This window comes from Streptomyces scopuliridis RB72, assembly GCF_000718095.1.
Taxonomy (GTDB): Bacteria; Actinomycetota; Actinomycetes; order Streptomycetales; family Streptomycetaceae; genus Streptomyces; species Streptomyces scopuliridis.
This window is the reverse complement of record NZ_JOEI01000028.1, coordinates 1-23,240: the sequence shown is the minus strand read 5'-3', so window position 1 is coordinate 23,240 and position 23,240 is coordinate 1. Positions and strand designations below refer to the sequence as shown.

The window sequence follows — 23,240 nt, the reverse complement described above, 5'->3', positions numbered from 1 at the left end:
CCGGTGCGCGTCGCGGGCGCGGTCAGTCGACCCCCCGGAGATAGATGCGGCTGGCCCGGTCGTCGAGCGGATGCACCGCGATCTGAAGGGAGTTCAGCTGCCCCTCGCACGGTGCGCAGATCTGCCCCTCCCGGACGTCGGGAAGGGTCTCGGGCTCCGCGAGGCCGAGGTGGGAGAAGGGTGTGGTGGGTTTGACGGACTTCCGGAGCGGTTTGTCCCGCCGCGTGAGTTCGCTCTGAGGCGCCAGTCCGGTGACGAACGCGTCGACCTCCGAGGTGGACAGGGAGAAGGCCAGCAGCAGTCCGTCGTCCTGAAAACCGTTCTGGTACGCGGCCCGGCGATCCGTGGCCGTCGCGGGGATCTCGACGCCGAGCTGCTCGCTGACGCTCGCCGGGGTCGCGTCCTCGGCCCAGTTCGGCACCTGGCCGCGCGCACCGGCGGTGTCGCCGGTCGTGGCGGACGAGCAGGAAGCCAGGGCTGGACCGAGCACGACGACCAGGGCGAGGGCGACGCCGGCCGGACTGTTCTTCACCGGACTCCTTCGCGACCCGGGTCCGTACGCTCTCCATCGCGTCCCGGGTCCGGGGGATCGGGCAATTGGGCAGAGCCGGAACCCAGTTCGACATGCTGCGTCGAACCGCTGCCTCGCATGTCGAACTCCCTTGCCAGGCCCGTCGTATGCAGTCGGGCCATATCGGCGTCGGTCACCGTGGTCGGGCCGATCGGGGTGGATTTCCCAGGATCCCAGTTGTACCTGTCCCACACGTTCACCTGGTAATCGAGAGTCACCTGCGGCCTGCCGTCCGCGCCGGGTACCACCGTGACGGCGCCCGTGGTGTTGGACATGGCGCTGCCGACCGCCAGGTACCAATTGCGATCGCTGTGTGTGTAGCCGACGGCGGGGGTTTCCACCGGGATGCTCACCGGCTTGCCCCCCGACTGCTCAAAGGCTTCAAGGGCCTGCTGCCGCCATCTGTCCTGTTGCTGTGCGACCGACGTTTCCGCCGTCAGCCGCAGCGTCTCGTCGTCCGTGAGCATTCTGTCGACATCCAGGTTCAGCGTGTCCCCGGAGCCTTCGAGGTAGTGATTCATGTGCCGGGAAGCGTCGGTGTTCCCGATGAAGTCGCCCGCATCCGTGATCATGCCGGCCTGCGCGTGGATCCAGCGATCGCCCCAGCCCGGATCCTCCACGTCGTACGGGCCGGCCCCGTCGTCGACGGCTCCGCGTCGTACCTGAGGCGCGAAAATGTCGGCATCCAGAAGGCCGTCCCTTTGTTGGGACCACAACCGTGCCCGCGCCTCGGGGCTCAGGGACTCCCAGAGCCGCCGCAACTCCTGCCGCTGCGTGGAGCTGGCGTCGTTCCCGAGCCGGGCCAGATCGACGGCGCGGGGGAACATGTCCTCGTCGAGCGAGGTGTATGTACCGTGTCCGGCGTTGTCCGGGTTGCCGCCGTGGCTTCCGCGCAGCGCGCGGGCCGTCGCCTCGTCGATCTCGCCGGCGTGGCTGACGATGTCGGTGAGGGTGTCGGCGTACCACTGCATCTCGTCCAGTTTCTTCTGGCCCGAGCTCTCCGGGGTGCACTGCACCTCCATCACCTTGACCCTCCCGTCCTGGCCACTGGTGACCAGTAACCCGGCTCTGCCCGCTTCTGCGGTGAGGTCCTTGGCCCGGCGCTGCAGTGCTTCCAACTCGCCGTGGGCGTCGTTCATGACGCTCCAAATGCTCTTGGCCTCCCGGCGCAGGTCGTCGAACTCCTTGGCGGTCTTGCCCACGAAGGCCCGGGTCACCGTGGCGTTGGCACCTTGCCAGCGCGCCTTGTCCGACTTCGCCTTCATGCCGTCACGGGCGTTGTCCGCAAGCCTCTCCAGGTCCTGGAACACGGTCTTCCAATCGGACGCCGCGGTGCTCAGTTTGCCGAGATCGACTTTTAGCAGGTCGTCGTAGTCCATATCGTCTCCGCCCCCTGCCGACTACGTGAAGTACTCGTTGAGGCGCGAGACAGGGACAGCCGCGCCGCTCCGGTCTCGCAATACGGCACCGATGGCCTCGTCCTCCTTGGCGTATTCCTTCGCCGAGTAGTCCAAGTGATTGGAGATGTGCGCACAAGCCTGGAGCACCGTCTTCACCTGGGCCGTCCACACGCTCACCGTGTTCTCCAGCTCCGAGCCCATGGCGAAGTGATGGAGTTTCAGCTCCGCTCCGGCACGCATGGTGGATCCGGAGCCGCTGTCGTCAGCACCCGCTCCGGCGATGTCGGCCTGTCCGCCCAACTGGTCATAGAGCATGAACGCCTCATGGCCCACAGCGCCCAGATCGTCCTGGCGCACCACAAGATCCTGATCGCCGCCGCCCCCGCCACCTCCGCCGCCCGGCGGCAGCTGATTCAGCCGCATCTCCGCCGACTTCCGCGCGGTGACCTCGGTCTTCAGGTGCTCCCATTCATCCCATGCCATCCTCGAACTCCCCCCGTCGGGCGTATGAGTCATGTGCGTCATCGCATCGGACGTCCCGGCCCCGTACCTGTTCTGTCGCTCTCGGTCACCCCTGCGGTTCCACGTCGGCTCGGATCCGTCTCCGAACATTGTCCAGGTTTGGGCCTTCCTCGTGCTCGCCCTTTGTGGAATCAGGTCCAAGGCGAGCCGAAGGGGGCGGCCGGTGAGTGACGTACAACCGCGCGCGGGGTCACGCGGGATCGCTGCGGCCCACCACCGTGCCCGCCCTGTCGATGCAGATCACGTCCACCTCCACCGGTGCTCCCCGCAGCACCGCCAGCGCCTCGTCCCGGGCCCGCCGGGCGACCTCGTCGCCCAGGGGCACGCCTCGGGACTGGCACAGGCGGAGCGCCTCCAGGCCCGTGTTGGCCGTGGCGACCTGCTCGGCCAGGGGTGCGTCCGCGCCTGCTGTCAGGGCCAGTTGGGAGAGGAAGGTCTTGTCCACCTGGGAGCGGGCCGAGTGGAGGTCCAGGTGGCCCGCCGCCAGTTTGGAGAGTTTGGCGAAGCCGCCGCAGAGGGTGAGGCGGTCGACGGGGTGGCGGCGGATGTATTTGAGTACCGCGCCCGCGAAGTCGCCCATGTCCAGGAGGGCGTCCTCGGGGAGGTCGTAGGCCGAGAGGACCGTCCGCTCGGACGTCGATCCCGTACAGCCCGCCACATGCGTACGGCCCGCCGCGCGGGCCACGTCCACGCCGCGGCGGATCGAGTCGATCCAGGCGGAGCAGGAGTACGGGACGACGATGCCCGTCGTGCCGAGTATGGAGAGGCCGCCCAGGATGCCCAGGCGCGGGTTCCAGGTGGAGCGGGCGATCTCCGCGCCGTTGTCCACGGAGACGGTGATCTCCACGTCGCCCGTGCCGCCGTGGCGGGCCGCCACCTCCGCCACATGGGAGCGCATCAGCTGACGCGGGACCGGGTTGATCGCCGGTTCGCCCACGTCCAGAGGGAGTCCGGGGCGGGTGACCGTCCCCACGCCCGGGCCCGCGCGGAAGACGACCCCCGCGCCCGGCGGCAGCAGCCGTACGGTGGCGCGGATCAGGGCGGCGTGGGTGACGTCGGGGTCGTCGCCCGCGTCCTTGACGACGCCCGCCATGGCCCGGTCCCCGGCGGTCAGGTCCTCCGTGGCCAGGGCGAAGGACGGGGTCTGGCCCTTGGGCAGCGTGATCGTCACCGGGTCGGGGAACTCGCCGGTCAGCAGCGCCGTGTACGCGGCCGTCGTCGCCGCCGTCGCGCACGCGCCGGTCGTCCAGCCGGGCCGGAGGCCGGTGTGCTTGAGTTGGGCGGCGCGCCCGCCCGTCGCGCCCTCCGTACCCGTCACGCCCTCAGTCATGGAAGGAACCGCCCACGATGAGTGAACCGGCCCCGGCCCATGTGCTGATCCTCGGCGGTACGACGGAGTCGCGCCGGCTCGCCGAGCGCCTGCACGGCGATGGCCGCCTCCGTGTCACCAGCTCCCTCGCCGGCCGCGTCGCCCGGCCCGTGCCGCCGCCCGGGGACGTACGGATCGGCGGGTTCGGGGGAGCGGACGGGCTGGCGCGCTGGCTGCGCGAGCATCGCGTGGACGCGCTCATCGACGCCACCCATCCCTTCGCCGGCACCATCAGCCACAACGCGGCCCATGCCGCCGCGCTCACCCATGTTCCCCTCCTGTCCCTGCGCCGCCCCTCCTGGGTGCCGGTCGACGGTGACGACTGGCACGCGGTCGGCTCCCTGGCGGAGGCCGCCGGGAAGCTGACCGCGCTGCGGTGCGCACGGGTCTTCCTCACCACCGGCCGGATGGGGCTCGCCGCCTTCGCGCACCTCGACGAGATGTGGTTCCTCGTACGGTCCGTGGACGCCCCGGAACCTCCGTGCCCGGCCCGTACGGAAGTGCTGCTGGACCGGGGGCCGTTCACCCTCGACGGCGAGCGGGAGATCCTGCGCCGCCATCGTGTCGACGTCGTGGTGACGAAGGACAGCGGCGGCGCCGCCACCGCGCCCAAGCTCACGGCCGCCCGCGAGGCGGGGATACCGGTCGTGGTCGTCCGCCGGCCGGCCGTCCCGGAGGGGGTGTCCTCGGTGGCCACGGTCGAGGACGCGGTGGAGTGGCTGGCTCAGCTTCCCGGGCTCCCGGAGCTTCCCGGCTCCGGGTAGCGGCGCGGCGTCCAGACCACCGTCTCGCCCTCGCCCACGCCCTCACCGGCGCCCCGCCGCGCGATCACCGTCCGCGAGGAGCCGACCAGCAGGATCGTCCGCATATCGACCTGCGCCGGATCGAGATCCGCCAGCCGTACGATCCGTACGCTCTCCTCCGGCCCGCCCACATCGCGGCCGAGGACGACGGGGGTGTCCGGAGCGCGGTGTTCCAGGAGGAGTTCGCGCGCCTTGCCGACCTGCCAGGTCCGGCCGGCGGAACCGGGGTTGTAGAGCGCGAGCACCAGGTCCGCGCCCGCCGCCGCGTGCAGCCGTTCGGCGATGACCTCCCACGGCTTGAGCCGGTCGGAGAGCGAGAGCACGGCGTAGTCGTGGCCGAGCGGGGCGCCGACGCGGGCCGCGGCGGCGTTGGCGGCGGTCACGCCCGGGAGTACGCGTACGGGCACATCCCGGTACGGGTCGGCGGACGCGGCCTCCAGGACGGCCGTGGCCATCGCGAAGACCCCCGGATCGCCGCCCGAGACCACGGCCACGCGCCGGCCCCGCCGCGCGAGATCGAGGGCGAACTCCGCGCGCTCCGACTCCACCTTGTTGTCGGAGCCGTGGCGCCGCTGGCCGGGGCGGACCGGAACACGGTCCAGATAGGTGGTGTAACCGACGAGATCCTGGGCAGCGGCGAGCGCGCCGCGCGTCTCGGGCGTGAGCCACAGCGGCCCCGCCGGGCCCGTCCCCACGACCAGCACCTCGCCGGTCGTGTCGTCGGCCGGTTCTTCGGCCGACCCGGGTACGGAACGCGCGGCCACGCGGCTCGGCAGCACCGCCACCGAGAAGTACGGGACCGATTCCGGGTCCGTGTCGGCCAGCGCTCCCGTGCGTTCGCCGCTCATCGTGGCGCGCTCGACATACCGCGCGTCCGCCAGCCGGCCCGCCCGCTCGACCGCCCGCCGTACGGTCGGGAACGTACGGCCGAGCTTCATCACCACCGCCGAGTCCGCCGAGGCCAGCCGGGCCGTCAGCTCCTCCTCGGGCAGCGTGCCCGGCAGGATCGTCAGCACCTCCTCGCCCTCGACGAGCGGGGTGCCGAGCCGCGCGGCCGCCGCGCTCACGGACGTCACACCGGGGATGACCTCGGTCGGATAGCGGTCGGCCAGCCGCTTGTGCATATGCATGTACGAGCCGTAGAAGAGCGGATCGCCCTCGGCGAGCACCGCGACCGTCCGCCCGGCGTCCAGATGGGCGGCGAGCCGGGCGGCCGACTCGGCGTAGAACTCGTCCATCGCGCCCTGGTAGCCGCCGGGGTGGTCGGTGGTCCCGGTGGTGACCGGGTAGACCAGCGGCTCCTCGATGTGATCCGGACGCAGCTGCCCGGCGGCTATGGACCGGGCTATGGACCGGCCGTGGCGGGCGCTGTGATACGCGATCACATCGGCCTCGGCGATGACCTGCACGGCCCGTACGGTCATCAGGGACGGGTCCCCCGGCCCCAGACCGACTCCGTACAGCCGGCCCACGCCCGAGCCCGCGCCCGAGCCCGCGCCCGAGCCCACGCCCGAGCCCGTGCCCGAGCCCACGCCCGAGCCCACGCCCGAGCCGACTCCCGAGCCGACTCCCGCGTCCTGCTCACCGGTGGTGCTCCGGGCGCTCATTCTTCCTCGCTCGCGATCGCGTTGACGGCCGCGGCGGCGAGGGCGCTGCCGCCGCGCCGTCCCCGTACGACCAGGTGCTCCAGGCCGGAGTGGTGTCCGGCGAGCGCGTCCTTGGACTCGGCCGCGCCGATGAAACCGACCGGTACCCCGATGACCGCCGCCGGGCGCGGGGCGCCGTCCTCGATCATCTCCAGCAGCCGGAAGAGGGCGGTCGGCGCGTTGCCGACGGCCACCACCGCGCCCTCCATCCGGTCCCGCCACAGCTCCAGCGCCGCCGCGCTGCGCGTCGTCCCCAACTCGGCGGCCAGGGCGGGCACCGACGGATCGGAGAGGGTGCAGACGACCTCGTTGTCCGCGGGCAGCCGCTTGCGGGTGACCCCGCTGGCGACCATCGCCACATCGCACAGCACGGGCGCGCCCGCGCGCAGCGCCTCGCGGGCGCGAATCACCACACCGGGGCTGAAGGCGAGGTCGCGCACCAGGTCGACCATGCCGCAGGCGTGGATCATCCGCACCGCGACCTGGGAGACCTCGGCCGGCAGCCCGGTGAGGTCCGCCTCGGCGCGGATCGTGGCGAAGGACTGGCGGTAGATCGCCGCGCCGTCCTTCTCGTACTCGAACCCTGTGAACCCTGTGGGCACTCTGGACACCGTGGTCTTCTCGCTCATCTCGTCAATGGGGTCGTGCGTGCCGCCGCAACCGCGTCGGCGAGTTCCAGTTCCGGTTCCGGTTCCGGTTCCAGTTCCAGTTCCGGTTCCGGTCCTGTGGTGGTGATCGGACGGGCGTCTCCCCGTACGGAGATGTCGTAGCGGCCTTCGCCCGTCGCGACCACATCCACCCACCGGCCCTGCGGATGGCCGCAGCGGCGCGCGCATCCCGACCAGTAGACGGGCAGTCCGCCCGAACCGCGGGACACGGCCGCCGCCGCGTCGGACCGTACGTCCGCCAGCGCCTTCGCGCAGCCGGGCCGGCCGGTGCAGGCGCCGACGCCGTGCCAGCGGGAGCCGGGGCCGGTGATCAGTCCGGCCGTACGGAGCCGGTCCAGGACGCCGTCGGCCGCGACCGGGGCCACGCCCGGCACGATCACTCCGCGCCAGGGGGTCACGCGCAGCGGTCCGTTCGCAGCCGTCGCGAGCAGCCGCCACTGGGTCACGCTCAGCCGGCCGAGGCGGGCGTGGACGGAGAGCGCCACGGTCCCGTCGGGCGACATCACGGGACCCGGAAGCGGAGATTCCCCTACCGGGTCCCGTGATGTCGCCTCCGCCACCGACTCCGTCGCGATCCCGGCGTCCGTCAGCCCCGCGCGTACCGCCGCCTCCAGCCTCCGGCCGGGCTCGGCGGGCAGTTCCCGTACCCGCCAGGCGCCCGAGCCACTCGCCTCCGCGAGCGTGAGGAACGTCTCCGCCGCCAACAGGGCCGCGCGCGGGGCGTCCTCGGGGGTTACGCGCAGGCCCGACCGGTTTGCCCCGGTACGTACGACGGCCGAACCGTCCCGCCGTGCGAGCAACGTCACATCGGCGCCGAGGGCCGCCACATCGCCGCGTCCGTCGTCCAGCGCGAAGAGGAACCGTCCGGAGAGGGCCGCCGCCCGCGCGCTCGCGCACAGCAGTCCGTCCAGCTCGCGCGCCCACAACTGGACATCGGCGGAGGGCAGTTCGTCGAGTCCGGCCAGCGGTGACGCGACGATGTTCCGTACCCGCTCGTGGGTCTCCGAGGGCAGCAGACCGGCCTCGTACAGCCGCTCGGCCAGTTCCGCGCCGCAGCTCCCGCCCAGGCCGCGCAGCTGCACATTGCCCCGGGAAGTGAGGTCCAGATGTCCGTCGCCCAGCCGCTCCGCCGCGTCCGCCACCACCTCCGCCTGACGAGGCGTCAGCAACCCGGCGGGCAGCCGGAGTCGGGCCAGCCGGCCGTCGTCGGCGGCGTGCAGCCGCAGCGCGCCGGGGCAGGCGTCGCCCCGCTCCCGTACGGACTTCCGTACGGCAGCCCGCAGGGGAGCTTCGTCCCGGTTCACGGGTGTTGGCGAGGTGGGCGGCATGGCGGCGAGCATACCCACGTACCCACGCCCGCTCCCGTCCCGCCGTCCGGCCACCGCCAGGCCGCTCCCGCTCCGTACCGGCCCCCGCTCCCGCTCCGTACCGAACCGGGTTGCAGGCGCCCTCCCCCGCCCGTGACCTCAGCACTTACTATGCAGACGACGGGCCTGCCCAGGCCCGTCAACGCCAGCGACGGCGTCATGGGGAGGAAGCCCGGTGCGAACCCGGCGCGGTCCCGCCACTGTGAGTCCGGCAGCAGCCGGGCGAGCCAGGAACTCCCGCCGTCCTCCACACCTCGCCCGGGGCGCGGACCCCGAGGAAGGCCAGACGCCGCATGCTTCTGCTCCTGTCGACGTCCGACACCGATCTGCTCAGCGCCCGCGCGGCGAACGCGGCAGGCGGGCCCGTCCCGTACCGCTTCGCCAACCCCGCCCGGCTCGCGCTCGATGAACTGCCCGCGCTGCTCGACGGCGCCGACCTCGTGGTCGTACGGCTCCTCGGCGGCCTGCGCGCCTGGCAGGACGGGATCGATCTGCTGCTCGCGGGCGACCGCCCCGTCGTGGTCCTCACCGGTGAACAGGCCCCCGACGCCCAGCTGATGGAGGCGTCGACCGTCCCCATCGGTATCGCCGCCGAGGCGCACGCCTATCTCGCGCACGGCGGTCCCGCCAACCTGGACCAGCTCGCGCGCTTCCTCTCCGACACGGTCCTGCTGACCGGCCACGGCTTCGAGCCGCCCGCCGCCGCGCCCACCTGGGGCCGGGTGCCCCGGCCGGTACGGGCCACCGCGCCGGGCGCGGACCGGCCGACGGTCGCCGTGCTCTACTACCGCGCGCACCACTTGAGCGGGAACACCGCGTTCGTGGACACGCTGTGCGAGGCCATCGAGGCGGCCGACGCCCGCGCCCTCCCGCTCTACGTCTCCTCCCTGCGCGCGCCCGAGCCCGAGCTGCTGGTGGCGCTGCGCGAGGCCGACGCCATCGTCACGACCGTGCTCGCGGCGGGCGGCACCAAGCCGGCCGAGGCGTCGGCGGGCGGGGACGACGAGGCCTGGGACGCGGGGGCGCTGGCCGCGCTCGACGTACCGATCCTCCAGGCCCTCTGCCTCACCGGCAGCCGTGCCGCCTGGGCCGGGAGCGACGAGGGGCTGTCCCCGCTGGACGCCGCCTCGCAGGTCGCGGTGCCGGAGTTCGACGGCCGCCTCATCACCGTCCCGTTCTCCTTCAAGGAGCTGGACCCGGACGGTCTGCCGGTCTACGTCGCCGACCCCGAGCGGGCCGCCCGCGTGGCCGGGATCGCCGTACGCCACGCCAGGCTGCGCTACGTGACGAACGCCGACAAGCGCGTCGCGCTGGTGCTCTCCGCGTACCCGACCAAGCACTCCCGTATCGGCAACGCGGTCGGTCTCGACACCCCCGCGAGCGCGGTGTCCCTGCTGCGCCGACTGGGCCAGGAGGGCTACGACTTCGGTTCCGAGCCGGTCCCCGGCCTGGCCTCGGGCGACGGCGACGAGCTGATCTACGCCCTCATCGAGGCCGGTGGCCATGACCAGGAGTGGCTGACCGAGGAGCAGCTCGCCCGTAACCCGGTCCGTATCCCCGCCGCCGACTACCGGCGGTGGTACGGCCAACTCCCCGCCGAGCTGCGCGAGTCGGTGGAGCGGCACTGGGGGCCGCCGCCCGGCGAGATGTTCCTGGACCGCAGCCGGGCCGCCTCCGGCGGGGACCCGGACGGCGACATCGTGCTCGCCGCCCTGCGGCGCGGCAATCTGCTGATCCTCATCCAGCCGCCGCGCGGCTTCGGCGAGAACCCGATCGCGATCTACCACGACCCCGATCTGCCGCCCTCGCACCACTACTTGGCGGCCTACCGCTGGATCCAGGCCGCCCGCGAGGACGGCGGCTTCGGCGCCGACGCGATGATCCATCTCGGCAAGCACGGCAATCTGGAGTGGCTGCCCGGCAAGAACGCGGGGATGTCGGCGGCCTGCGCGCCCGACGCCGCGCTCGGTGATCTGCCGCTGATCTATCCGTTCCTGGTCAATGACCCGGGCGAGGGCACGCAGGCGAAGCGGCGCGTCCACGCCACGCTGGTGGACCATCTCGTACCGCCGATGGCGCGCGCCGAGTCGTACGGCGACATCGCGCGCCTTGAGCAGCTGCTCGACGAGTACGCGGCGATCTCGTCCATGGACCCGGCGAAGCTGCCCGCGATCCGCGCCCAGATCTGGACGCTGATCCAGGCGGCGAAGCTCGACCACGACCTGGGGCTCGAAGACCGGCCCGACGACGACGGGTTCGACGACTTCCTGCTCCATGTCGACGGCTGGCTCTGCGAGGTCAAGGACGCGCAGATCCGCGACGGTCTGCATGTGCTCGGCGGCGCGCCGGCCGGCGAGGCGCGCGTCAATCTGGTCCTGGCGATCCTGCGCGCCCGGCAGATCTGGGGCGGTACGGCCTCCCTGCCCGGTCTGCGCGAGGCCCTGGGGCTCGACGAGTCGGCGGCGACCCGTACCGACGCCGACGAGGCGGAGGAGCGGGCCCGCGCGCTCGTCCAGGCGATGGAGGACGCGGGCTGGGACCCGGCGGCGGTGCCGGGTGTGGCCGCCGGCCTCCCGGACGGGGTCGCGGCGGTCCTCGACTTCGCGGCGCGCGAGGTCGTACCGCGGCTCGCGGGCACGGTCGACGAGATCGAGCATGTGGTGCACGCGCTGAGCGGCGGGTTCGTACCGGCGGGTCCTTCCGGGTCCCCGCTGCGCGGCCTGGTCAACGTCCTGCCGACCGGCCGCAACTTCTACTCCGTCGACCCCAAGGCCGTACCGAGCAGGCTCGCCTGGGAGACCGGCCAGGCCCTCGCCGACTCCCTCCTCACCCGCTACCGCACCGACAACGGCGACTGGCCGACCTCCGTCGGGCTGTCCCTGTGGGGTACAAGCGCGATGCGCACCTCGGGCGACGACATCGCGGAGGCGCTGGCGCTGCTGGGCGTCCGCCCGGTGTGGGACGACGCGTCGCGCCGGGTGACGGGCCTGGAGGCGACCCCTCTCGCCGAACTCGGCCGCCCGCGTATCGATGTCACCCTGCGCATCAGCGGCTTCTTCCGTGACGCGTTCCCGCACGCGATCGGGCTGCTGGACGACGCGGTACGGCTCGCGGCCTCGCTGGACGAGCCCGCCGACGCCAACTTCGTCCGCGCCCACGCCCAGGCGGACCTGGCCGAGCACGGCGACGAACGCCGCGCCACGACCCGTATCTTCGGCTCCCGCCCCGGCACGTACGGCGCGGGCATCCTCCAGCTCATCGACAGCCGCGACTGGCGCACCGACGCGGACCTCGCCGAGGTCTACACGGTGTGGGGCGGCTACGCGTACGGCCGCGAACTCGACGGCCGCCCGGCGCGCGACGAGATGGAGACCGCGTACAAGCGCATCGCGGTGGCCGCCAAGAACACCGACACCCGCGAGCACGACATCGCGGACTCGGACGACTACTTCCAGTACCACGGCGGCATGGTCGCCACGGTCCGCGCGCTCAAGGGCACGGCCCCGGAGGCGTACATCGGCGACTCGACCCGCCCCGAGACGGTCCGCACGCGCACGCTGGTCGAGGAGACGTCCCGCGTCTTCCGCGCCCGCGTGGTCAACCCCCGCTGGATCGAGGCGATGCGCCGCCACGGCTACAAGGGCGCCTTCGAACTGGCCGCGACGGTCGACTACCTCTTCGGGTACGACGCGACGACGGGCGTGGTCGCGGACTGGATGTACGACAAGCTCACGGAGACGTACGTCCTGGACCCGGAGAACCGCGAGTTCCTCCAGGAGGCCAACCCCTGGGCCCTCCACGGCATCGCGGAACGCCTGCTGGAGGCGGAGTCCCGCGGCATGTGGGCCAAGCCGGACCCGGCGGTGCTGGACGCGCTGCGCGCGGTGTTCCTGGAGACCGAGGGGGAGTTGGAGGGCGAGGACGGCTGACAGGGGGCGGAGGAGCGCGCTTGGCGAGCCGTAATACGCGTCTTACGCTCCTGGTGTGTCCAAGACGAGGATCAGCATCAGCCTGGAGAGCGAGCACGCTGAGCGAATCCGCGCTCACGCGGAACGCGCGGGCATGGACGTCTCCGCCTATCTCGTCAACGCCGCGACCCGGCAGATGGCCGAGGTGGAGGTCGCCGAAGCCCAGTTCGCCGGGCTCGACGCCCTGATCGCGGCGGCCGAGGAGGAGGCGTCGGCGCTCCCGCCGCTGCCGGAGACCGCCGAGGGCGACCTGACCGAGGAGGAGCGGCGCGAGGTGCGCGCGGCCATGGACCTCGTCTACGGCGCCGCCCCGCTGGACCGAGGCGATGCGCCGCCACGGCTACACGGGCGCGTTCGAACTGGCCGCGCGGTCGATGGGAAGTGCTCCGGCGTGACGTCCGCCCGGCATTCGGACGGACACGACCGTCTCCACATCGACCGCTCCACCTCTCAGGGCCGCGCCAGGTAGTTGGCGAAGCGGCGCGGCAGCGTTGGAGGCCGTCGATGCGCTCGTCCATGGCCGCCAACTCCCGTACCAGGATGGCCCGCAGGTCAGTCACGAACGCGGCCCATGCCGGATTCGGACGCGCTGCGGAACGGGCAGGCGCTAACAGTGGATGAAGATGCTCCGCCAGCCAAAGGGCTGAACACTCTCCGAGTTGCCCCTGAAGGTGTAGTGGCTCGTCCCCGCGCAGTCGGGCTGGTTGTACATCGCCGCGGTCTGGCCGGTGTAGGTGAACCGGTATGCCGCACGGAAGTTGGGATCGATGTTGCTGCAGCCGCAGCGCGTGAGTTCCTTGGCGCGGCCGGTGTTCTGAGGACCCTCCCAGCTCAGGAAGCCGCTCGCGACGGCCGTGCCGGCGCCCAGGGCCAGCACGCCGGCCACCGCTGTGGCGGTGACGGTGGAACGAAGAGTGCGACGGTTGCGACGGTTGCGCATGGGACTCCAGACGGTTGGTGTCGACTGACTTCCTCACTATCTGTTTCCACTTGATTACTCGGAATCACCTCCGTGTTGGTGGTCATGGGGGCGCGTGAGGGGCGTGTGTCCGTCGGGAAGTGCTCCGGCGTGACGTCTGTCCGGCGTGGCGCTGCCCGGCATTAAGAACGCGTTAAGACTGCCGGGATCCGGCAATGCGTGTACATGTCCACTGCACGCAGAATGGGTACTGCGCAAACGGGGGAGCGGCCCCGGTGCCGGGATGTGGAAACGCCAACGGCGCCGGGGCCCGAGGTCGCAGGTACGCATGGGGAATCGGGGGGTGGGCAATGAGTGAGTTCCTTGGCGCCGCGCTGGGTTTTCCCGCCGTCCTCTTCGGTGCCGCGCTGCTCGTGGTCATCGCCTTCTGGCTGCTCGTACTGGCCGGCGCCGCCGAGCACGACTCCTTCCAGCCGCGGCCGGCGACCGACGCGGCGGGGCTCGGCGGGGTGCCGGTGACCGTCACGGTGTCCCTGGTGATCGCCGTGGCGTGGTTCGTCAGCCTCGCCGGCTCGGTGCTGGTGCGCCGTTCCGGGGTGTCCGGCGCCGCCGGGACCCTGCTGTCCGTGGCCGTGCCCGCCGCCGCGTTGCTGATCGCCTGGGGCGTCACGCGGCTGCTCGTACGCCGGCTGCGTGACCTCGTACCTGAACAGGCGCCGCCGTCCCGGCTGGACTTCATCGGGCTGACCTGCACGATCCGTACCGGTTCCGTCTCCGCCGACTTCGGTCAGGCCGAGGTCGCGGCGGCCGACGGCTCGACCGCGGTGGTCCAGGTCAGGCAGACCGGCCGGAGCGAGGCAGATGTCCTCGTCGCCGGAAGCACGGGCCTGCTGTACGCGTACGACGTCGACGGCGAGTTCTTCTGGGTCGCGCCCTTCGACCCGGCGCTCGACCCGCGCTCCGCTCACTGAGCCGAGTTCCGTCCACCGAGTTCCGTCCACCGAGTTCCGTCCGCCGAGCTACGTCCGCCGAGCCGAGTTCCGCCGAGCCCGCGTTGCGCTGAGCCCGCGTCGCGCCGGTAACCAGTTCCGTCGCGCGCTCTGTTCGCACTCTTCCCCTTCGCTTTCTCTCAAGGACACATCAATGGATGCCATCTCCTTGGGCATCGGCGTGCTCATCGCCGTTGTCCTGCTCATCGCCCTCGCCCTGTCCCTGCTGGTCAGCCGGTTGTTCCGGAAGGTCGAACAGGGCCGCGCGCTGATCATCTCCAAGACCAAGAAGGTCGACGTCACCTTCACCGGCGCCGTGGTGCTGCCGATGCTGCACAAGGCCGAGTTCATGGACATCTCGGTGAAGATCATCGAGATCCGCCGCACCGGCAGAGAAGGTCTGATCTGCCAGGACAACATTCGCGCCGACATCCACATCTCGTTCTTCGTACGGGTCAACAAGACCGTCGAGGACGTCATCAAGGTCGCCCAGGCGATCGGCACGGAACGCGCCAGCGACCCGGCCGCCATCCAGGAGTTCTTCGCCGCCAAGTTCTCCGAGGCGCTGAAGACCGTCGGCAAGCAGCTGGACTTCGTCGATCTCTACACCAAGCGCGAGGAGTTCAGGGACCGGATCATCCGGGTCATCGGGACCGACCTCAACGGCTACCACCTCGACGACGCGGCCATCGACTTCCTTGAGCAGACGCCGATGACGCAGCTCGACGGCGCCAACATCCTCGACGCCCAGGGCATCCGCAAGATCACCGAACTGACGGCGGTCGAGCACGTACGCACCAACGAGTTCCAGCGCACCGAGCAGAAGGAGATCACCCGGCAGAACGTCGACGCCCGGGAAACCATCCTGGAGCTGGAACGGCGGCAGGCCGAGGCCGAGATCAAGCAGCGCCGGGAGGTGGAGACGCTGCGGGCCCGCGAGGAGGCGGCGACCTCCAAGGTGCAGGAGGAGGAGCGGCTCGGCGCGCAGACCGCGTTCCTCCGTACCGAGGAACAGCTCGGCGTGCAGCGGGAGAACCAGGCGCGCGAGATCGCCGTGGCGCAGAAGAACCGCGAGCGGGTCATCGCCATCGAGAACGAGCGCATCGAGAAGGACCGCGTCCTTGAGGTCATCGGGCGCGAGCGCGAGACCGAACTGAGCCGGATCTCCAAGGACAAGGAGGTCGAGGCGGAGCGCCGGGAGGTCGCGGATGTGATCCGGGAGCGGATCGCGGTGGACCGTACGGTCGCCGAGCAGGAGGAGTCCATCAAGAAGCTCCGCATGGTGGAGGAGGCCGAGCGCACCCGCGCGTCCGTGATCATCGCGGCCGAGGCGGAGGCCCAGGAGAAGCTGGTCAAGGACATCAAGGCGGCCGAGGCGGCGGAGGTCGCGGCCAAGCACCACGCGGCCGAGCAGCTGACGCTCGCCGAGGCCCGGCTGAAGTCCGCCGATCTCGACTCGCGCGCCAAGCTGCGGCTCGCGGAGGGCATCCAGGCCGAGACGGCGGCGGCCGGCCTCGCGGGGGTGCAGGTACGCGACAAGGAGGCGGACGTCCTGGAGAAGGAGGGCCGCGCGGAGGCCGAGGCCACGGAGGCGCGGCTGCGGGCGGAGGCCGAGGGGACGCGGCTGAAGTCGCTGGCGGCCGCCGAGGGCACCCGGGCCCAGGCCACCGCTGAGGCGGCCATGATCGGCGAGAAGCTGAAGGCCGAGGCCGAGGGGCTGACCGAGAAGGCGGCGGCGATGGCCGCGCTGGACGAGGCGTCCCGTACGCACGAGGAGTACCGGCTGCGGCTGGCGGCGGAGAAGGAGATCCGGCTCGCGGGTCTCGACGTCCAGCGGCAGGTCGCGGAGGCGCAGGCCACCGTGCTCGCCACGGGTCTGGAGAACTCCGACATCAATATCGTCGGCGGCGACTCCGTCTTCTTCGACCGGCTCGTGTCGTCGGTCTCGCTCGGCAAGAGCGTGGACGGCTTCGTCCAGCACTCCGAGACGGCGCAGGCGCTCGCGAAGCCGTATCTGGACGGTACGGCCAGCCTGCCGGAGGACCTGAAGCAGATCCTCGGGTCGGTCTCGACGGCCGATGTGCAGAACCTGACGGTGTCGGCGCTGCTGATGAAGCTGATGAAGTCCGGTGCGCTCGGTGTGCCCGGGGCCGGCCAACTGGACCACTTGAGCGACGCCGTGAACGGCGCGGTCAAGGGCTGAGGGGGACACCCTCTCAGGGCGCGGGGGGTCCGGAGCCGCCGTACGGGGGTCGATGGCTCCGGATCCCGCGCGCTGCGCGGTCACAGTTGGAAAGAACGGCTTGTACAGAACGGCTTGTACAGAACGGCTTGTACAGAACGGCTCGTACGGAAACGACTCGTACGGAAACGACTCGTACGGAAAGCGAGAGAGAGTCCCATGGAGACCGAAGTGGACGCCGGTACGTACGAGGTGCTGCGCGACCGGCTCGGTGCGCAGGCCCGCGAGCTGGCGCGGCGCGCCGAGGAGCTGAACTCCCGCCGGATCGAGGCGTTCGGCTCGATGGAGCTGGGCCTGACCGGGACCGGGCGCGTACGGACCGAGCGGCCCGCCGTCCCCCGGGACATCGTCTCCGTCGGGGGCGCGCTGCTCTTCGGCTACAACAGTCCGGCCGGTACGTCGTCGGACATCGCCGTCGGCGACGTCTTCGCCCTGCACGACCGCGAGCTGAACCCGCTCCCCGCCGACGCCGTGCCCGGTCTCCTCGACGACCCGCGCTTCGTCAGGGAGTTCACGGATCTCTACCGCTACTTCCGCGATGCCCGGCTGCTCCGGCTCCGGCGGACCGGGGACAGGCTGCTCGCCGTCTTCCAGACCGGCGAGAGCACCGACGACATCCGCGTCCTGCGCTGGACCCTGACGACGGGCGCGGCGGGCGCGACGGACCCGACCGACCCGACCGACCCGGCGAACGTGGCGGACAGCACCGTCGCGTTCCTGGACGCGCGCGGCGACCGCGACCATGTCGTCCCCGCCTCCCACGACGTCGAGTGGACGGCCACCACCCGCGAGGACCAGGTCCTCGGCCGGCATCCGCACATCTCCGTCGACGGCGGCCAGGTCTTCGTCTCGACGGTCGGCGGCGCGCTCACCGTCAAGACCGAGAACGACACCGAGTCGGGCGACGGCATCCACACCGAGCCGGTCGACGAGCCGCTCCAGTCGCTCGCGGACGCCGAGGTCGCCCACGCGCGGGCCGGCGTGCTGATCCTGCTGCGCGTCCGCCCGTACAAGGAGGAGGCCGCGCGCTATCTGGTCTTCAACACCGTCACCCGGACCGTCGTCCGGCTGGACGGGATCGGGCGGGCCTGCCGGAGGCTGCCCGAGGACCAAGGGATCGTCTTCCCCGGGGGCTACTGCCTGGCCTCGGGCGCGTACAAGACCTTCGATCTCGACACGGGGGGCCTGGAGTTCGAGCGGGAGCTGCGCTCCCCGAACGGCGAGGACGTGCTGTACGTCTTCCACGCCCGCGCCGAGGGCCGGGGCCTGCTCCTCCCGTACAACCTGATCCGCGAGGAGGTCGCGGCCCCGCTCTCCTGCCACGGGTACGCGCTCTTCGAGGACGGCACGCTGATCGTGCTGCGCGCCGACGAGCGCGCCGAGCCGGCCCGGGTCCATCCGCTCCAGATCTGGCGTTCCGCGTATGTCTCCGACACCCATGCCGCCGCGGCGGGAGACGGTGACGGCGGGGCGCTGGGGAGAATCGGCAACGCCGACCTCGTACGCGGCATTTCCGACTGTCTGTCGCTGGCCCGCGCCGTCACCGAGACGGCCGCCCCGACCACCGCCGTGTACGAGACGCTGCTCGCCGCCTGCGTCCGCGTCACCGACGCCTACCACTGGCTGGGCGATCCCGGCACAGGCGATCTGCGCGAGCCGGTGGCCGCCGTACGGGCCACGGCGGAACAGGTGCTGGCCGAGTTCGCGACCGTACAGACCCTGACCCGGCAGACCGCCGAGGCGCTCGACGCGTCCGCCGCCGGGATCGCGGCGCTGGTGCGCCGGGCCCGCGGCGAGGTGCCGCCCGCGGCCGCCGCGTGGGTCGAGCGGCTGACCGAACTGCGCCGCGCGCACGGCCATCTGCTCACCCTCAAGGAGCGGCGGTACGCGGATATCGCGCGCATCGACGCGCTGGCGGCGGAGACGGAGGGGGATCTCACGGCGTTCGCACAGCGCGCGGTCCGCTTCCTGCGCCGCGACGACGCCTTCACCGGCCACCACGAGGAGATCGCGGGGCTGACGGAGGAGGCCGGCGCGCTCGCCACCGCGGCCGGGGCCGCGCCGCTCACCGCGCGGCTGGACGAACTGGCCGCGGGGCTGCGTACCGTCACCGAGGTCGTCACGGGGCTCGACATCGAGGACGCGACCGTCCGTACGTCCATCCTGGAGCGGATCGCCGAGGTCCTGGGCGGCGTCAACGGCGCCCGCGCCACGCTGGACGCGCGCCGCGGGGAGCTGCGCGACCACGAGGGGCGGGCCGAATTCGCCGCCGAATCAGCCCTGTTGGGGCAGGCGGTCACGGGCGCGCTGGCCGCCGCGGACACCCCCGAGGCATGCGACGACCAGCTCGCGACGCTGCTGCTGCGGCTGGAGAACCTCGAATCCCGGTTCGCGGAGTCGGACGACTTCCTCGCCGTACTGGCCACCAGACGCGGCGAGATCTACGAGACGTTCTCGGCCCGCAAGCAGGGCCTCCAGGACGCCCGCGCCCGGCGCGCCGAGCGGCTGGGGGAGTCGGCGGCGCGGGTGCTGGAGACGGTCGGGCGGCGGGCGGCGGCCCTGGGCTCGGCCGACGAGGTCAGTACGTACTTCGCCTCCGACCCGATGGTCGCGAAGGTCCGCCGTACGGTGACGGAGCTGTGGGAACTGGGCGACCGGGTACGGGCGGGCGAGCTGGAGGGGCGGCTCAAGGCCGCGCGGCAGGAGGCGTCGCGCGCGCTGCGCGACCGCGTCGACCTGTACGCGGACGGTGGCGCGCTGATCCGGCTGGGGCGGCACAGCTTCGCGGTGAACACGCAGCCGCTCGACCTCACGCTCGTACCGGACAGCTCGGGCGGGGGGCTGAGTTTCGCGCTCACCGGGACCGACTACCGCGCGCCGGTGACGGACCCGGAGTTCGCGGCGACGCGCCCGTACTGGGGGCAGACGCTGCCGTCGGAGTCGCCCGAGGTCTACCGGGCGGAGTATCTGGCGGCGCGGCTGCTGGCCGAGCTGGGTCCCGAAGCGCCGGCCCCCGACTCCGCTGAATCCGGCGACTCCGACGACTCCGAGGGCGAACTCGCCGCGCTCGTACGGCGGTCGGCGGAGTCGGCGTACGACGAGGGGTACGAGCGCGGGGTCCACGACCACGACGCCACGCTGATCCTCGGCGCGCTGCTGAGGCTGCGGGCCGGGGCCGGGCTGCTGCGCTATCCGCCGGCCGCCCGCGCCGCCGCGCAGCTGTTCTGGGCGCACGGCACGACGGAGGAGGCGCGGGACGCCTGGACCCGGCGCGCGGTGTCGATGGCGCGGGCGCGGGAGACGTTCGGACTGGCGCCGGCGATCGCGGCGCTTCAGCGTGAACTGGCTGAAGCGATGAGGGAGTTCACGGAGGCGGACGGCGGGACATCCCGGAGCGGCGGGACATCCCTGAACGACGACACGACTCTGAGCGCGGAATACCTCTTCGAGGAGCTGACCGGCGGCCCCGAGGGCTTTGTCACCGGCGCGGGCGCCCGTACCCTCCTCGACAAGTTCCGCCGCGCCGTGGGCACGTCGGCGTACGACGACGATCTGGCCGGGCTCGGCGACGACCTGGCGGCGCGGCGCCAGCTGGTCGAGAACTGGCTGACCGCGTACGCGACGGCCGGCGGCCGGGACGGCACCGACCCGGGTGAGCTCGCGGAGGCGACCGCCGTCGAGCTCTGCCCGGACCTCGTCCGCTACGACTCGGCGGCGCCGCTGGCCGAGACCGTGGACGGCCTGCTCGGCGGCCACCCGAGGATCGAGCGGCGCCGGCTCACCGTCCGTATCGACGAACTCCTGGCCCGTACAAGGGACTTCCGCGACCGGGTGGCCCCCGGCTTCCGCGCGTACCAGCGCGCTCGCGCCGCCCTGGTCACGGCCGAGCGGACGCGGCTGCGGCTGGACGACTACCGGCCGCGCGTCATGTCGTCCTTCGTGCGCAACCGGCTGATCGACGAGGTCTATCTGCCGCTGATCGGCGACAACCTCGCCAAGCAGCTCGGCACGGCGGACGAGACGAAGCGCACCGACAGCAACGGTCTGCTGCTGCTCGTCTCCCCGCCTGGGTACGGCAAGACGACGCTGATGGAGTACGTCGCCGACCGGCTCGGCCTGGTCCTGGTCAAGATCAACGGCCCGGCCCTGGGCCACGAGGTCACCTCACTCGACCCGGACCGGGCACCGAACGCCACGGCCCGCCAGGAGGTCGAGAAGATCAACTTCGCCCTGGAGAGCGGCAACAACACCCTGCTCTATCTGGACGACATCCAGCACACCTCGCCGGAACTGCTCCAGCAGTTCATCCCGCTGTGCGACGCGCAGCGCCGGATCGAGGGCGTACGGAACGGTGAGACGCGTACGTACGACCTGCGCGGCAAGCGCTTCGCGGTCTGCATGGCCGGCAACCCGTACACCGAGTCGGGCCACCGCTTCCGTATCCCCGACATGCTCGCGAACCGCGCCGACGTATGGAACCTCGGCGACGTACTGACCGGCAAGGAGGACGTCTTCGCGCAGAGCTTCGTCGAGAACGCCCTCACCTCCCATCCGGTCCTGGCCCCCCTCGCCGCCCGCGACCGCGCCGACCTCGATCTCCTCGTACGCCTGGCCGCCGCCGACCCCACGGCCCGCGCCGACCGCCTGACCCACCCCTACACCCCGGCCGAACTCCAGCGCGTACTCGCGGTCCTGCGCCACCTGCTGATGGCCCGCGCGACGGTCCTGGCGGTCAACGCGGCCTACATCGCCTCGGCGGCCCAGTCCGACACCTCCCGCACCGAACCGCCCTTCCTGCTCCAGGGCTCCTACCGCAACATGAACAAGATCGCGGCCCGTATCGACGCGGTCATGAACGACGCCGAACTGGCGGCGGTGATCGAGGACCACTACACGGGCGAGGCCCAGACCCTCACCACCGGCGCCGAGTCCAACCTCCTGAAACTCGCCGAACTCCGCGCCACCCTCACCCCACCCCGCGCGGCCCGCTGGACGGCCATCAAGACGGCCTACACCCGCACCCAATCCCTGGGCGGCCCGGAAACCGACCCGATGACCCGCGCGGTGGCGGCACTTGGCCTGCTGACGGACCGGGTGGCGGCGGTGGAGACGGCGATCAGGGGCGTGGCGGGGGAGGGAGCGGGGCGGCATCGCTGAGCGGCGGGGTCGCGCGCGACCCCGCGCCCCGTCGGTCAGGTCGGGATGGGCTTGGTCTGGGTGCAGTTCTTCCATTCGACCCAGGGGCGGGCGCCGCCGCTCTTGGGGCCGGTGGCGTAGGTGGGGTTGCCGGTGATCGTCTGTGTCTTCTGCTCGTGGGTGATGTCGATGCCGAAGAGTTTGAAGCCGAGGGTGAACTGCCCGGCGGAGATGCCGAAGCCGATGCCGAGTGAGGCGTTCCACCAGTCGGTGTTGGCGTTGTAGTCGAGTTTGCTGAGTTTTCCCTTGTCGTGCAGCAGCCGTTCGAGGGGGCTGGCGTCGGGGCCGGGGACCTCGGCCGCGTCCGAGGGGGAGGGGAGTGGATTGCTGGCGGGGTCGCCGTTTCCGCGGAGCCAGTCCTCGACGGCGGTGCTGTCCCCGTCGTTGTCGAGGATGAGTTCGGCCGACTCGGTGTGTATCTTCGACTCGGTGCTTCCGCCGCCACCACCGACATCGATCGTCACGGGACCGGCGTTGGCGCCTGCCTCGACCTTGACGCCGCCGCCGTCCCCGGCTTCCTGGCTGGTGGTGATGACCAGCTTCTCCGGGTGGTGCGCGGCGCCGTCCTTCTCCTCCTGGTCGTAGGCGGCGGCGTCGTACGTGACCGCCACCTGCTGCATCCTCTCGCCCGTGGCGACCCCGCCCAAGCCGGCCGTGCCCTTGACGGTGAAGGTGTAGACGAAGGTGATCTTCCCGGCGTTGACGCCGGTGTTGGTGCGCATGACCACGACGTCCTCGGTCATCGTCCCGGAGAGCACCTCGCCGGAGATTTTGCCGAGGTCCTTGGGGCCGTCGCTCTTCCCGGCGTCCTTGCCGCCCTTGCCGTTGCTCTTGAACTTTCCGCCGAAGCTCGCGTTGCCGGACGCCTCGGTGGAGGTCTTGGTGATGTCGACGTCGGGTGCCCGCTCCGGTTCGAGGTCGGGCTTCTTCTTGCCGGCGTGGTAGCCGCAGATCATGCCCAGTTCGGAGGAGCGGGGGCCGGCGGGCCTGCTGTTGCAGTTGTCCTGTGCCTTCAGGTACTCGGTGAACTGCTGGGCGTCCGCGAGGTTGGCCGCCAGGTCCGCCTGAGGGTCGCCGCTCTTGTTCCCGTTGAAGAGCCACTGCCCGCCACTGCCGCTGCCCGCCAGGTAGGTGCCGCTCAGCTTGGCGCTGCCGCCCCAGTCCTTGAGCCCCGGGATGCCCGCCGAGATGCTCGCGGTGACCCCGCCTCCGGTCTCCTTCACGCGCTCCAGGGTGACGGTGCCGTCGGACCACTGCTGGAGCTTGACCGTCTCCGAGCTGCTGATCTTGATGAAGAGGATCTGGATGACGACGGTGGTCTTCGTCTGGTCCTGGGACAGCAGACACCTCGCGGGCTCGAACGGGTCGCCGTTGGGGACGAAGGGGTCGCCGGGGCCCCCGCCGCCGTCCCCTCCGTCCCCTCCGCCGCCGTCACCGTCGCCCGCGTAGTCCCCGGAGGAGCACGCCTCGGCCCCGCTGAGCGGGTGAAGTATTCGGCACACCGCGCTCTTCAGCCCGGTCGCCTCGTCGGCGGGCACGCTCAGACCGACGATCGCCGCCACGACCAGCGAGACGACGCC

The 23,240-nt window shown here is 71.7% G+C and carries 15 protein-coding genes and 1 riboswitch; of the genes, 6 read left to right on the top strand and 9 right to left on the bottom strand.

Translation table 11 applies throughout. The features are described 5' to 3' along the window. Positions 1 to 22 precede the first annotated feature (22 nt). From IF11_RS0128960 to IF11_RS0128945, 4 genes are all read right to left on the bottom strand, one after another. Positions 23 to 532 carry a hypothetical protein gene (locus tag IF11_RS0128960; RefSeq protein WP_051746333.1) on the bottom strand — a complete coding sequence of 170 codons (510 nt, stop codon included), beginning with the start codon at positions 530 to 532 and terminating at the stop codon, positions 23 to 25. Beyond that, on the bottom strand, positions 529 to 1,950 hold the full coding sequence (locus IF11_RS0128955) for a hypothetical protein (protein WP_030354711.1): 1,422 nt from the start codon (positions 1,948 to 1,950) through the stop codon (positions 529 to 531). Before IF11_RS0128955 ends, IF11_RS0128960 begins: the two co-directional genes overlap by 4 nt. Positions 1,951 to 1,971: 21 nt before the next feature. Beyond that, entirely contained in the window at positions 1,972 to 2,454 is a 483-nt protein-coding gene (locus IF11_RS0128950) for a hypothetical protein (protein WP_030354710.1), read from the bottom strand. Between the two features lie 229 nt (positions 2,455 to 2,683). After that, positions 2,684 to 3,823, bottom strand: coding sequence for a cobalt-precorrin-5B (C(1))-methyltransferase (locus IF11_RS0128945; protein WP_030354709.1), 1,140 nt, complete (start codon positions 3,821 to 3,823; stop codon positions 2,684 to 2,686). Positions 3,824 to 3,840: 17 nt separating this feature from the next. On the opposite strand from IF11_RS0128945, the gene IF11_RS0128940 reads away from it, so the two are divergent. Continuing rightward, positions 3,841 to 4,626, top strand: coding sequence for a cobalt-precorrin-6A reductase (locus IF11_RS0128940; protein WP_030354708.1), 786 nt, complete (start codon positions 3,841 to 3,843; stop codon positions 4,624 to 4,626). Here the strand turns inward: IF11_RS0128940 and IF11_RS0128935 are convergent. From IF11_RS0128935 to cobG, 3 genes are read right to left on the bottom strand one after another with little or no spacing between them, the layout of a single operon-like run. Continuing rightward, entirely contained in the window at positions 4,587 to 6,272 is a 1,686-nt protein-coding gene (locus IF11_RS0128935; RefSeq protein WP_078490981.1) for a precorrin-2 C(20)-methyltransferase, read from the bottom strand. The genes IF11_RS0128940 and IF11_RS0128935 overlap by 40 nt on opposite strands. Continuing rightward, entirely contained in the window at positions 6,269 to 6,940 is a 672-nt protein-coding gene (locus IF11_RS0128930; RefSeq protein ID WP_051746332.1) for a precorrin-8X methylmutase, read from the bottom strand. Before IF11_RS0128930 ends, IF11_RS0128935 begins: the two co-directional genes overlap by 4 nt. Beyond that, a complete protein-coding gene (gene cobG, locus IF11_RS0128925) occupies positions 6,937 to 8,319 on the bottom strand; it encodes a precorrin-3B synthase (protein WP_030354705.1) in 1,383 nt (460 codons plus the stop codon). The genes IF11_RS0128930 and cobG overlap by 4 nt, the downstream gene beginning before the upstream one ends. 131 nt (positions 8,320 to 8,450) lie before the next feature. After that, a riboswitch (cobalamin riboswitch) is annotated at positions 8,451 to 8,602 on the top strand. Positions 8,603 to 8,639: 37 nt separating this feature from the next. Between cobG and cobN the strand changes: the two genes are divergently transcribed. Further along, the gene (gene cobN, locus IF11_RS0128920) at positions 8,640 to 12,275 is read left to right on the top strand and encodes a cobaltochelatase subunit CobN (RefSeq protein ID WP_030354704.1); all 3,636 of its coding nucleotides are present in this window, start codon (positions 8,640 to 8,642) and stop codon (positions 12,273 to 12,275) included. 55 nt (positions 12,276 to 12,330) lie between these two features. Beyond that, complete coding sequence (locus tag IF11_RS42425) at positions 12,331 to 12,783, top strand: hypothetical protein (RefSeq protein ID WP_240627641.1); 453 nt, start codon at positions 12,331 to 12,333, stop codon at positions 12,781 to 12,783. Between the two features lie 138 nt (positions 12,784 to 12,921). Here IF11_RS42425 and IF11_RS0128910 read toward each other — a convergent pair whose 3' ends face one another. After that, positions 12,922 to 13,254, bottom strand: a complete 333-nt coding sequence (locus IF11_RS0128910; RefSeq protein ID WP_030354702.1) for a MiAMP1 family antimicrobial peptide — start codon at positions 13,252 to 13,254, stop codon at positions 12,922 to 12,924. A gap of 329 nt (positions 13,255 to 13,583) precedes the next feature. Between IF11_RS0128910 and IF11_RS0128905 the strand changes: the two genes are divergently transcribed. The 3 genes from IF11_RS0128905 to IF11_RS0128895 all read left to right on the top strand — a co-directional run bounded on the left by IF11_RS0128905 (position 13,584) and on the right by IF11_RS0128895 (position 21,621). After that, positions 13,584 to 14,204 carry a hypothetical protein gene (locus IF11_RS0128905; protein ID WP_030354701.1) on the top strand — a complete coding sequence of 207 codons (621 nt, stop codon included), beginning with the start codon at positions 13,584 to 13,586 and terminating at the stop codon, positions 14,202 to 14,204. A 172-nt stretch (positions 14,205 to 14,376) separates the two neighbouring features. Then, a complete protein-coding gene (locus tag IF11_RS0128900; protein ID WP_030354700.1) occupies positions 14,377 to 16,425 on the top strand; it encodes a flotillin family protein in 2,049 nt (682 codons plus the stop codon). A gap of 198 nt (positions 16,426 to 16,623) precedes the next feature. Continuing rightward, positions 16,624 to 21,621, top strand: a complete 4,998-nt coding sequence (locus IF11_RS0128895; RefSeq protein WP_030354699.1) for a DNA repair ATPase — start codon at positions 16,624 to 16,626, stop codon at positions 21,619 to 21,621. A gap of 35 nt (positions 21,622 to 21,656) precedes the next feature. Here the strand turns inward: IF11_RS0128895 and IF11_RS37090 are convergent. Then, positions 21,657 to 23,240 (bottom strand): hypothetical protein (locus IF11_RS37090; RefSeq protein ID WP_037728844.1); only part of this gene is annotated, 1,584 nt, incomplete at its 5' end.

Coding starts and splice junctions, on each gene's coding strand:
- IF11_RS0128955 (WP_030354711.1), bottom strand. CDS start 1,950: ATGGACTACGACGACCTGCTAAAAGTCGATCTCGGCAAACTGAGCACC.
- IF11_RS0128950 (WP_030354710.1), bottom strand. CDS start 2,454: ATGGCATGGGATGAATGGGAGCACCTGAAGACCGAGGTCACCGCGCGG.
- IF11_RS0128945 (WP_030354709.1), bottom strand. CDS start 3,823: ATGACTGAGGGCGTGACGGGTACGGAGGGCGCGACGGGCGGGCGCGCC.
- IF11_RS0128940 (WP_030354708.1), top strand. CDS start 3,841: ATGAGTGAACCGGCCCCGGCCCATGTGCTGATCCTCGGCGGTACGACG.
- IF11_RS0128935 (WP_078490981.1), bottom strand. CDS start 6,272: ATGAGCGCCCGGAGCACCACCGGTGAGCAGGACGCGGGAGTCGGCTCG.
- IF11_RS0128930 (WP_051746332.1), bottom strand. CDS start 6,940: ATGAGCGAGAAGACCACGGTGTCCAGAGTGCCCACAGGGTTCACAGGG.
- cobG (WP_030354705.1), bottom strand. CDS start 8,319: ATGCTCGCCGCCATGCCGCCCACCTCGCCAACACCCGTGAACCGGGAC.
- cobN (WP_030354704.1), top strand. CDS start 8,640: ATGCTTCTGCTCCTGTCGACGTCCGACACCGATCTGCTCAGCGCCCGC.
- IF11_RS0128910 (WP_030354702.1), bottom strand. CDS start 13,254: ATGCGCAACCGTCGCAACCGTCGCACTCTTCGTTCCACCGTCACCGCC.
- IF11_RS0128905 (WP_030354701.1), top strand. CDS start 13,584: ATGAGTGAGTTCCTTGGCGCCGCGCTGGGTTTTCCCGCCGTCCTCTTC.
- IF11_RS0128900 (WP_030354700.1), top strand. CDS start 14,377: ATGGATGCCATCTCCTTGGGCATCGGCGTGCTCATCGCCGTTGTCCTG.
- IF11_RS0128895 (WP_030354699.1), top strand. CDS start 16,624: ATGGAGACCGAAGTGGACGCCGGTACGTACGAGGTGCTGCGCGACCGG.